This is a genomic window from Bradyrhizobium viridifuturi (genome assembly GCF_001238275.1).
Taxonomy (GTDB): Bacteria; Pseudomonadota; Alphaproteobacteria; order Rhizobiales; family Xanthobacteraceae; genus Bradyrhizobium; species Bradyrhizobium viridifuturi.
Map to the genome: position 1 here is coordinate 51730 of NZ_LGTB01000051.1, position 10554 is coordinate 62283.

6 protein-coding genes and 2 pseudogenes are annotated in these 10554 nt (G+C 64.8%); 4 read left to right on the top strand and 4 right to left on the bottom strand.

Annotated elements, in window-relative coordinates:
* Nucleotides 1-133: 133 nt before the first annotated feature.
* Nucleotides 134-1836 (bottom strand): annotated as a pseudogene (locus ALC15_RS35220) (IlvD/Edd family dehydratase).
* A gap of 174 nt (nt 1837-2010) precedes the next feature.
* Here ALC15_RS35220 and ALC15_RS35225 point away from each other — a divergent pair.
* Complete coding sequence (locus ALC15_RS35225) at nt 2011-2703, top strand: GntR family transcriptional regulator (protein WP_050631271.1); 693 nt, start codon at nt 2011-2013, stop codon at nt 2701-2703.
* Between the two features lie 34 nt (nt 2704-2737).
* Entirely contained in the window at nt 2738-3310 is a 573-nt protein-coding gene (locus ALC15_RS35230; RefSeq protein ID WP_128089666.1) for an invasion associated locus B family protein, read from the top strand.
* Here the strand turns inward: ALC15_RS35230 and ALC15_RS35235 are convergent, their stop codons facing one another.
* Entirely contained in the window at nt 3311-4132 is an 822-nt protein-coding gene (locus ALC15_RS35235) for an NAD-dependent epimerase/dehydratase family protein (RefSeq protein ID WP_050631273.1), read from the bottom strand.
* Nucleotides 4133-4257: 125 nt separating this feature from the next.
* On the opposite strand from ALC15_RS35235, the gene ALC15_RS35240 reads away from it, so the two are divergent.
* The gene (locus ALC15_RS35240) at nt 4258-5220 is read left to right on the top strand and encodes an SMP-30/gluconolactonase/LRE family protein (RefSeq protein WP_050631274.1); all 963 of its coding nucleotides are present in this window, start codon (nt 4258-4260) and stop codon (nt 5218-5220) included.
* A gap of 221 nt (nt 5221-5441) precedes the next feature.
* On the opposite strand, the gene ALC15_RS35245 is transcribed toward ALC15_RS35240, so the two are convergent.
* Together ALC15_RS35245 and ALC15_RS35250 are read right to left on the bottom strand one after the other, a co-directional pair.
* Entirely contained in the window at nt 5442-6875 is a 1434-nt protein-coding gene (locus ALC15_RS35245; protein ID WP_050631275.1) for an aldehyde dehydrogenase family protein, read from the bottom strand.
* Between the two features lie 195 nt (nt 6876-7070).
* A pseudogene (locus ALC15_RS35250) lies at nt 7071-9436 on the bottom strand (transketolase).
* Between the two features lie 131 nt (nt 9437-9567).
* On the opposite strand from ALC15_RS35250, the gene ALC15_RS35255 reads away from it, so the two are divergent.
* Entirely contained in the window at nt 9568-10029 is a 462-nt protein-coding gene (locus ALC15_RS35255) for an Lrp/AsnC family transcriptional regulator (RefSeq protein ID WP_016841346.1), read from the top strand.
* The last annotated feature ends 525 nt before the right edge of the window (nt 10030-10554 follow it).

Below are 10554 nucleotides of genomic sequence, written 5' to 3' on the forward strand. Positions count from 1 at the left end.
CGATCATCCCATCAGTCTCGCGGGATTGTCAATAAAACAGAGGTAATCAGCTCGTCGTAGGCGCCAACGAGCGCCGCATTGCAGAAATTATCGACAATTCGGCAAATGGCCGAACTTTGCGCGTTACTTCCGCTTACTTCCCCTCGGCGCGCATGAAGTCGAAATCGCAGCCCTCGTCGGCTTGCAGGATGGTCTCGTTGAAGAGGTGCGCATAGCCGCGCCTGGCCCGATCCGGCATGCCGGCCGGCGCAAGCGCCGCGCGCCGCTTCTCGAGCTCGGCCTCATCGACCAGCAGGTCGATGCTGCGCTTGGCGACATCGAGCCGGATCATGTCGCCGTTCCGCACCAGCGCGAGCGGACCGCCGACGGCGGACTCCGGCGTGATGTGCAGCACGATGGTGCCGAACGCGGTGCCGCTCATCCGCGCATCGGAGATCCGGACCATGTCCTTCACCCCGGTGCGCGCGAGCTTCTTCGGGATCGGCAGGTAGCCTGCCTCGGGCATACCAGGCGCGCCCTTCGGGCCGGCATTGCGCAGCACCAGCACGTCGTCGGCGGTGACATCGAGCGCGGGATCGTCGACCCGCAGCGTCATGTCCTCGACCGACTCGAACACCACGCGCGGCCGGTGTGCTGCAGCAGCTTCGGGCTCGCCGCCGATTGCTTGATCACGGCGCCGCGCGGCGCGAGATTGCCGTGCAGGATCGCCATCGCGCCTTCGGACTTGATCGGATTCGCCTTGGAGCGGATCGCATCCTGCCCCGGCACGTCCTCTGCGTTGGCCACGACCTCGCGCAGGGTCTGTCCGGTAATGGTCCTGGCGTCCAAGTCGATGAGGTCGCCGAGCTGCGCCATCAGCTTCGGTACGCCGCCGGCGTGATGGAAATGCTCCATGTAGTGCTCGCCCGACGGCTTAAGGTCCACCAGCACGGGTACCTCACGGCCTAATTTGTCGAACGCCTCGAGGTCGATCTTGTGCGGCGAGCGGTTGGCAATCGCGGTGAGATGGATCAACCCGTTGGTCGAGCCGCCGATCGCCTGCATGACGACCTGGGCGTTGCGGAACGAGGCCGGCGTCAGGATCTCGCTCGGCTTCGGTCCCTTGGTCTTCGCCATCTCGGCGGCGACGCGGCCGCTGGCCTCCGCGGAACGGAAGCGTTCGGCATGCGGCGCCGGGATCGTCGCGCTCATCGGCAGCGACAGCCCGAGCGCCTCGGTGATGCACGCCATGGTGGAGGCCGTGCCCATCACCATGCAAGTGCCCACGGAGGGCGCAAGGCGCCCGTTCACCGCCTCGATCTCACTGTCGTCGATCTCGCCGGCGCGATACTTGCCCCACAGCCGGCGGCAGTCGGTGCAAGCGCCGAGCACCTCGCCCTTGTGATGGCCGACCACCATCGGGCCGACCGGAATCACCACCGTCGGCAGATCGGCGCTGATGGCCGCCATGAGCTGTGCCGGCAGCGTCTTGTCACAGCCGCCGATTACGATCACCGCATCCATCGGCTGGGCGCGGATCATCTCCTCGGTATCCATCGCCATCAGGTTGCGCAGATACATCGAGGTCGGATGCGCAAAGCTCTCGGCGATCGAGATGGTCGGGAACACGAACGGCATCGCGCCCGACAGCATCACGCCGCGCTTCACCGCCTCGATGATCTGCGGCACGTTGCCGTGGCAGGGATTGTAGTCGCTGTAGGTGTTGGTGATGCCGACGATCGGACGATTGAGCGCGTCGTCGGAATAGCCCATAGCCTTGATGAAGGCCTTGCGGAGGAACAGCGAGAAGCCGGCGTCACCATAGCTGGTCAGTCCCTTGCGAAGTCCGTCGGCCATTTTCTTCTCGTCCCGTGGTTATCAGGCCGCACTTAAGGAGCGGCAGGAATTATTGTCAATATGAGATAATCCGGCGGCGGCGGGTGGCTGCTCTGCGGCAAAACCGCCCCCATTATTGACAATAGCCAGGGCATCATGCTGACCTCTGGGCATCGCCCCCGAAGCCCAGAGCCCATGAAAGCCGAGCCCATCCCGCCCGAACTCCAGTCCCCCTCGCGCGAGGAGGAGCAGGCGGAGGTGATCCGCCGGCTGGAGGAGGACATCATCTTCGGCCGCTTCGCGCCCGGCCTGCGGCTGGTCGAGGATACGCTGATGCAGCGCTACGGCGCGAGCCGGCATTTCGTCCGCCAGGCGCTGTTCCAGCTCGAGCGTCAGGGCATCGTGCTGCGCGAGAAGAATGTCGGCGCCACGGTGCGGTTCTATTCGGCCGAGGAGGTGCGGCAGATCTACGAGGTGCGCGAGATGCTGACGCGCCAGGCCGCGCTGATGATCGCCCTGCCCGCGCCCGACAGCCTGATCGACCAGTTGAGCGAGCTGCAGCGGCACTACTGCCTCAAGGCCGACGCGCAGGACATGCGCGGCATCCACGAGACCAACGATGCATTCCACCTCGCGCTGTTCTCGGCCTGCGGCAACCCCTATCTGGTACGCTCGTTGCAAGACTACATGAACCTGACGTTGCCGATGCGCGCCAAGAATCTCGCCGACCGCGAGGGCCTCGCGCTGTCGCGCCGTCAGCACGAACTGATGATCGAGCTCCTGAAGGGCCGCGACAGCTGGGCGCTGGCGCAGCTCTGCGTCGATCACATGCAGTACAGCAAGGCGGATTATCTCGTCCGCATCTCCAACGACAAAAAGCCGCAATAGCGCGATACGCGGCCTCCTCGTGAAGGAGACGGCGATGCGTTATGCGGCTTTGTTGGTGGGATCGTTCGCGGCGCAGCTTGCGCTTGGCGGAATCGCCGTGGCGGCGGATGCGCGCGCGACGGAGCTCACCTATGAGCCCTGGGCCAAGACCTGCTTGACCGAGGCGAGTTGCTTCGTTGCGGCTGCCGCACGCGGCAAGTGCGCGCCGTCGGGCGGCACCATCAGCATCTCGCCGCAGAGCGCTACGCGCGCACTGCTGACCGCAAATGTCGGTACGCGGACCATGCTGGAAGGCACGATCAGCCTCCGCATCGATCAGGACGAACCGATGCAGATCGCGCGGACGCACTGCTACACGCTCGGCTGCGGCGGCACGCTGGAGGCCAATGCCGAGCTCATCGAACGACTGAAGCATGCACAGACGATCGCGGTGGAAGCCAAGAACCTGACCGGACAGAAGATCAGCCTCAGCTTCCCGCTCAGCCACTTCTCCCAAACCTATGATGGGCCCGGAAGCGCCCCCAAGGCGACCTCCGGGAAAGGCGCCAACGAGCCGCAGCGCGAGCACACCGAAGCAGTGAAGCAGTTGCCGCAGTGCGAGGATTGATCACTTCTTCCAGTCGATCACCCCTGTCCTGTCGCCGTCGAACTCCATGCTGCAGAACGTGCCGCCCTGGTAGTAGTCGCCGACCGGGTCGGGCGGCAGCTTGGCCTGCTCGGCCATCGCGTGCTCGCGGAAGTCTTCGCCCCGGCCGGCCGGACGATAGCCGAGATCATAGGCGCGGTGATTGTCCCACCACGAGCGCTCATTGTACGACGCGCCGTACAGCACCTCGAAATGAATGTCGGGATGCTCGAGCCCGATCCGACAGAGTTGCACCAAATCCTCCGGCTTGAGCCAGATCGACAGCCGGCGGTGATCGAGCGGCGCCTCGCCGAAATTGCCGATCCGGATGCAGGTCACCTTGATGCCGTGCTTGTCGGCATAGAGCGCGCCCAAGCCCTCGCCGAAAACCTTGCTGACGCCGTAGCGGCTGTCCGGCCGCGCGGTGACGTCGGTGCCGATGCGGTGATGCCGCGGATAGAAGCCGACCGCATGATTGGATGAGGCGAAGATCACGCGCTTGACGCCCTGCTTGCGCGCCGCCTCGAACAGATTGTAGCAGCCGATGATGTTGGCCTGCAGGATCGCATCCCAGGAACCTTCGACCGAATAGCCGCCAAAGTGCAGGATGCCGTCGACGCCCTCGCAGGCCGCCTCGACCTGTGCGAGGTCGGCGAGATCGGCGGCCTTGAATTTCTCGTCGCTGCGGAGATCGGAGGGCGGCTTGATGTCGCTCAGCAGGAAATCCGGATAGATCGGCGGCAGCAGCTTGCGCAGGCTCGTTCCGATTCCCCCCGATGCGCCGGTCATCAATATGCGTGGCATGCCGTCCCTCGTCTTTCCTGATTGATCAGCGCAATCCCTGGAGCGAATTGCGGTCGCAGGCCGACAATGATAGCAAACCATGCGCTCAAGGAAACACCATCGAAACACAACAACGAGAACAGCAAATGTCCGATGTTCATTCCGCCGGCTGGCGTGCCGCGACGTACTATCCCGATCCCGCGATCCATGCGCTCGATCCGCGCTTCGAGAAATACTGGCTAAAACTCTCCGCCGTCGAGCGCATCGCCACCGGCCTGCGCTGGGCCGAAGGTCCGGTGTGGTTCGGCGATGGCCGCTATCTGCTGTGCAGCGACATCCCGAACCAGCGCATCCTCAAATGGGAGGAAGAGACCGGCGCGGTCAGCATCTTCCGTAAGCCGTCGAACTTCGCCAACGGCAACACCCGCGACCGCCAGGGCCGGCTGATCACCTGCGAGCATGGCGGCCGCCGCGTGGTGCGCACCGAGTATGACGGATCGATCACGGTGCTGATCGATAGCTTCGGCGGCAAGCGGCTGAACTCGCCAAACGACGTGGTGGTGAAATCCGACGGCTCGATCTGGTTCTCCGATCCGACCTTCGGCCTGCTCGGCAATTACGAGGGCTACAAGGCCGATCCCGAGATCGAGCCCAACGTCTACCGGCTCGATCCTTCCACCGGCAAGGCCACCATCGTCGCGGAAGGCGTGCTCGGCCCGAACGGGCTGTGCTTCTCGCCCGACGAGAAGATCCTGTACGTCGTGGAATCCCGCGGCGTGCCGAACCGCAAGATCCTCGCCTATGACGTCGCAGCCGACGGCACCACGATCTCCAACAAGCGCGTGTTCATCGACGCCGGCCCCGGTACGCCCGACGGCATGCGCTGCGACATCGACGGCAACCTGTGGTGCGGCTGGGGCATGGGCGATCCCGAGCTCGACGGCGTCGTGGTGTTCGCGCCCGACGGCGTCATGATCGGCCGCATCGCACTGCCGGAGCGCTGCGCAAACCTCTGCTTCGGCGGCGTCAAGCGCAACCGCCTGTTCATGGCGGCGAGCCAGTCGATCTATGCGCTCTACGTCAACACCCAGGGCGCGCTCGGTGGGTAGACATCTCCGTCGTCCCGGCGAAAGCCGGGACCCATACCGCGTGATCTATCGCGCAAGGAAGTCGCAGTACCACGGCACGGCCAGTCTTCGCCAAACTCCTCCCTGTGGTTATGGGTCCCGGCTTTCGCCGGGACGACGATAAAAACTTCTGCCGCCAAAACGTCTGACGCCGGAGCAGTTTCCCGCCCCGGCGCCAGAATGTCGTTACTCGTGCGGTCGGCTTACGCGGCGTTGTAGCCGGCGACCGCCTTGGCCTCGAGGTATTCCTCCAGGCCGTAACGGCCCCACTCGCGGCCGTTGCCGGACTGCTTGTAGCCACCGAACGGCGCGGTGCGCTCGTTCGGCACGCCCTGCAGGTTGACGTTGCCGGCGCGGATCTGGCGGCCGACGCGGCGCGCGGTTTCCACGGTGTCGGCCGAGACGTAACCGGCGAGACCATACGGCGTGTCGTTGGCGATCTTGACGGCTTCAGCTTCGTCCTTGGCGCCGAGGATGGTCAGCACCGGTCCGAAGATCTCCTCGCGGGCGATCGTCATGTCGTTGGTGACGTCGGCGAAGATGGTCGGGCGGACATAGAAGCCCTTGTTGACGCCCTCGGGCAGGCCCGGGCCGCCGGCGACGAGCGTTGCGCCCTCGTCGATGCCCTTCTGGATCAGCGCCTGGATCTTGTCCCACTGGCCGCGGTTGACCACCGGACCGATCGTGGTGCCGTCGGCACGCGGATCGCCGGCCTTGGTCTTGTCGGCGACGCCCTTCGCGATCGCGGCCACTTCCTTCATCTTGGAGAGCGGCACGATCATGCGCGACGGCGCGTTGCAGGACTGGCCCGAGTTGTTGAACATGTGCATCACGCCGCCGGTCACCGCCTTGGCGAGGTCGGCACCCTCCAGGATCACGTTCGGCGACTTGCCGCCGAGTTCCTGGCTGACGCGCTTCACGGTCGGCGCCGCACGCTTGGCGACGTCGACGCCGGCGCGGGTCGAGCCGGTGAACGAGATCATGTCGATGTCGGGGTGCTCGCTCATCGCCGCACCAACCTCCGGACCGAGGCCGTTGAGCAGATTGAACACGCCCTTCGGCACGCCGGCTTCATGGAGGATTTCCGCGAAGATCAGCGCCGAGGTCGGGGTGAACTCCGAGGGCTTCAGGATCATGGTGCAGCCGGCGGCGAGCGCGGGCGCGACCTTGCAGGCGATCTGGTTGAGCGGCCAGTTCCAGGGCGTGATCATGCCGACGACGCCGACCGGCTCGCGCACGATCACGGCGGTGCCCATGGTCTCCTCGAACTCGTACTTCTTGAGCACTTCGAGGGTGTTCATGAGGTGACCGAGGCCGGCGCCGGCCTGCAGCTTCTCGGCCATCGGCAGCGGCGCGCCCATCTCGTCGGAGACCGCGGCGCCGATGTCCTTCATGCGGCCCTTGTAGACCTCGACGATCCTGGTGAGCAGCGCGATGCGCTCCTCGCGGCTGGTCTTGGAATAAGTCTCGAACGCGCGCTTGGCGGCGGCAACTGCCTTGTCGACATCGGCCTTGGAGCCGAGTGCAACCTCATACATCGCCTCTTCGGTCGCCGGATTGACGACGGGAGTGGACTTGCCTTTGACGACGGGATCGACCCAGGCGCCGTCGATGTAGAATTGCATGCGATTGACCATCGGAAACCTCTTGTAGGGGGCGTATGGAATTGGGAACGGAAAGCGTTCGGCAGGCATCCTTGCACGAAAGCAGGGCGAATTGAACCCGCCATATGCGGGGCGCGGCTCGTGCACGCGAACGGGATATAAGGTCGAAGCCCGAGGCGTGGCAAGACTCCGACCGTCGTCCCGGCGAAGGCCGGGACGACGCTGTGGCTACACCGCCATCTTGCGATGCCGCACCGGGGCGCCGGCCGACACGCTTTCCGCCGCATCGATGATCGCATTGGCGTCGATGCCGTAATGGCGGTAGAGGTCGGCGATCGTGCCGGTCTGGCCGAAATGCTCGACGCCGAGCGCCTCGAGGCGGTGACCGCGCACGCTGCCGAGCCAGCCGAGCGTTGCCGGATGGCCGTCGATCACGGTCACGATGCCGCAGTCGCGGCCGAGCGGTGCCAGCATGCGCTCGATATGACTCAAATGCTGCGCGCCGCGGCGGTCGCGGCGCAAATTCCGTGCGGCGGACCAACCCGCATAGAGCCGGTCGGCCGAGGTTACCGCCAGGAGACCGACATCGCGGTGGCTCTCGCCGATCAGGCCGACCGCCTCGATCGCCTCCGGCGCGACGGTGCCGGTATACGCGATCACGATGTCGCAGTTCGGGCCCGGCTTGCGCATCCAGTAGGCGCCGTCGGTAATGTCGCGCTGCAGGTCCGGCGTCATGATCCGTTGCGGCTGCTCCAGCGTCCGGGTCGAGAGTCGCAAGTAAACCGAACCACCCTCAGCGCCCTCGCGCTGCATGTGGCCGAAACCCCAGCCCATGATCACGGCAAGTTCATCGACGAAGGCCGGATCGAACGAAGCGAGCCCGTCCTGCCCCATGCCGATCAAGGGTGTCTTGATCGACTGATGCGCGCCGCCTTCCGGCGCCAGCGAGATGCCGGACGGCGTCGCCGCCACCATGAAGCGGGCGTCCTGGTAGCAGGCATAGTTCAAGGCATCGAGCCGCGTTCGATGAAGGGATCGTACAGCGTGCCGACCGGCAACAGCCGCGCGCCGTTGATCTGCTGCGACAGGCCGAGCGCCGAGAGCATGATGAACAGGTTCATCTCGGCAATGCCGAGCTCGAGGTGCTGGCCCTTGGGCGAATACTCCCAGGTATAGGCCGACGGGATCTTCTCCTGCCGGAACAGGTCGTGGTTCTCCGCCTTGGCGAACAGTCCGCGGCGGTTGACCCAGGCGCCGAGATTGGTCGACACCGTGACGTCCGGCGATGCGGTGACGATGCGCGATGCGAGCTCGCTGTCGCCGCGCGCCAGTTCATGCAGCACGAGACCAAAGCCCTGCTGCGTCGACATCTGCGCCGACGCCTTGAAGGCCAGCCGCTCCGGCACATCGATGACGGGCGCCGACAGCCGGCGCCGGCCCTCGCGGTTGAACGGCGCCTCGGCCAGGAAGGCCTCGAGCTTGGCAGGCTCCTGCGACAGGCCCTCGAACTTGTCCCACTCATGACCGGTGCGGATGTTCTGTGTGGCGCGCCACTTCTCCATCTGTGCCACCGTCATCAGGCCGGCGTGGTTGTCCTTGTGGCCCTGCATCGGCAGGCCGACGCCCTTGATCGTGTAGGCGATGAAGCAGACCGGGCGATCATGGTCGATCGCCTCGAACGCCTCGATCATGCTCGCCATGTCGTGGCCGCCGAGGTTCGACATCAGCGCCAGCAACTCGTCGTCGCTGCGGCGGTCGATCAGCGCAGTGACCGGCCCCTGATCGCCGATCTCGTCATGCAGCCGCTTGCGGAACGCGGCGCCGCCCTGGAAGCAGAGCGCCGCATACATCTGGTTCGGGCAATTGTCGATCCAGCGCTTCAACGCTTCGCCGCCGGGCTCGGCGAAAGCCTCGAGCATCAGCTTGCCGTATTTCACGATCACCACGTCCCAGCCGAAATTGCGGAACATGGTCTCGAACTTGGCCCACAGCCCCTCGCGTACCACGGCGTCGAGCGATTGCCTGTTGTAGTCGACCACCCACCAGGTGTTGCGCAGGCCGTGCTTCCAGCCCTCCAGCAGCGCCTCGAAGATGTTGCCCTCGTCCATCTCGGCGTCGCCGACCAGCGCGATCATGCGGCCCTCGGGCCGGTCCCCCATCCAGCCATGCGCCTTGACGTAGTCCTGCACCAGCGAGGCGAACAGCGTCTGCGCCACGCCGAGGCCGACCGAGCCGGTGGAGAAGTCGACGTCGTCGGTGTCCTTGGTCCGCGACGGATAGGACTGCGCGCCCTTGTAGCCGCGGAAATTCTCCAGCTTGTCGCGGGTCTGGTGGCCGAACAGGTACTGGATCGCGTGGAACACCGGGCTCGCATGCGGCTTCACCGCGACACGGTCCTGCGGACGCAGCACCGAGAAGTAAAGCGCCGACATGATGTTGGCGAGCGATGCCGACGAGGCCTGGTGACCGCCGACCTTCAGCCCGTCGGTCGAGGGCCGCACATGGTTGGCGTGATGGATGGTCCACGACGACAGCCACAGCACCTTGCGGGCCAATGCTGTGAGCATGTCGAGGCGTTCAGGCGCGATACCCATGGCAATACTCCGAGCGATATTTGCGGATGTTACTGCCGCGGAGACCGCCGAAAATCTCAATTCCACGCGACAACACAGAAAAAATTGGGATAAATTCCCACGATCTGGCCGCAACTGACGAGTTCATCCCAATGCCTGCCCTCGATGCCATCGACCGCAAGATCCTGAGTCTGCTCCAGACCGACAGCCGCATGACCATGCAGGAGCTCGCCGACAAGGTCGGGCTGTCGGTGTCGCCCTGCCATCGCCGGGTCAAGCTGCTCGAGGAGCGCGGCGTGATCTCTCGCTACATCGCCACCGTCGACCAGAAATCGATCGGGCTGCATGTCTCGGTCTTCATCTCGATCAAGCTGGCGCGGCAGAAGGAGGAGGACCTCAACCGCTTCGCGCGCGCGATCTCCAAATGGGACGAGGTGCTCGAATGCTATTTGATGACCGGCAATCGCGACTATCTGTTGCGCGTCGTCGCCGCCGACCTCTCCTCCTATGAAGCGTTCCTGAAGAACAAGCTGACCCGCCTCGACGGCATCGCCTCGATCGAGTCGAGCTTTGCGCTGAGCCAGGTGAAGTATTCGACGGCACTGCCGGTGTGAGCGATCGCTGTGCTGGACCCCACTTGCGCCAAGCTCTCGATGTCGTCCCGGCGAAAGCAGGGACCCATACTCCGCGGCGTATGCGATGAACGGGACTCGTCGTTCCGACATCGCTCACTGTCACCATTGGTGGTTATGGGTCCCTGCTTTCGCCGGGACGACATCGCGTATGTTGCGCGGCCGGCGGTCATGGATAAGCGTTCTCGCGACATGATTTGTCCGGGTCTTGCTCTCGCTCCGCCCTCCCTTGAACAGAGGGGAAAGCCAGGCCGATAGCCGCTGAGGAACAACCGACCCGCAAAGAGTTGCGCGCAGTTCACTTCGCGGCAGGAACCGGGCGGCGATGTTAAGAGTTGATGTCAGGCAGTATTGAGTGTTTTGACACAAGTGAGAACGAACATGGCTCGCCGCAAACATCTCTGGTTGGCGCTCATCGCGGTTCTCGCGACCGCAGCATCGCTGACGCTGCTCGCCGATCCCGCACAGGCGGCCCGCGGCGGTGGCGGTGGTCACGGCGGCGGTGGC

What these genes read in the sequence shown, in the direction of transcription:
- ALC15_RS35245 (WP_050631275.1), bottom strand. Translation starts at nt 6,875, where the DNA reads ATGGTCAATCGCATGCAATTCTACATCGACGGCGCCTGGGTCGATCCC.
- ALC15_RS35240 (WP_050631274.1), top strand. Translation starts at nt 4,258, where the DNA reads ATGTCCGATGTTCATTCCGCCGGCTGGCGTGCCGCGACGTACTATCCC.
- ALC15_RS35235 (WP_050631273.1), bottom strand. Translation starts at nt 4,132, where the DNA reads ATGCCACGCATATTGATGACCGGCGCATCGGGGGGAATCGGAACGAGC.
- ALC15_RS35255 (WP_016841346.1), top strand. Translation starts at nt 9,568, where the DNA reads ATGCCTGCCCTCGATGCCATCGACCGCAAGATCCTGAGTCTGCTCCAG.
- ALC15_RS35230 (WP_128089666.1), top strand. Translation starts at nt 2,738, where the DNA reads ATGCGTTATGCGGCTTTGTTGGTGGGATCGTTCGCGGCGCAGCTTGCG.
- ALC15_RS35225 (WP_050631271.1), top strand. Translation starts at nt 2,011, where the DNA reads ATGAAAGCCGAGCCCATCCCGCCCGAACTCCAGTCCCCCTCGCGCGAG.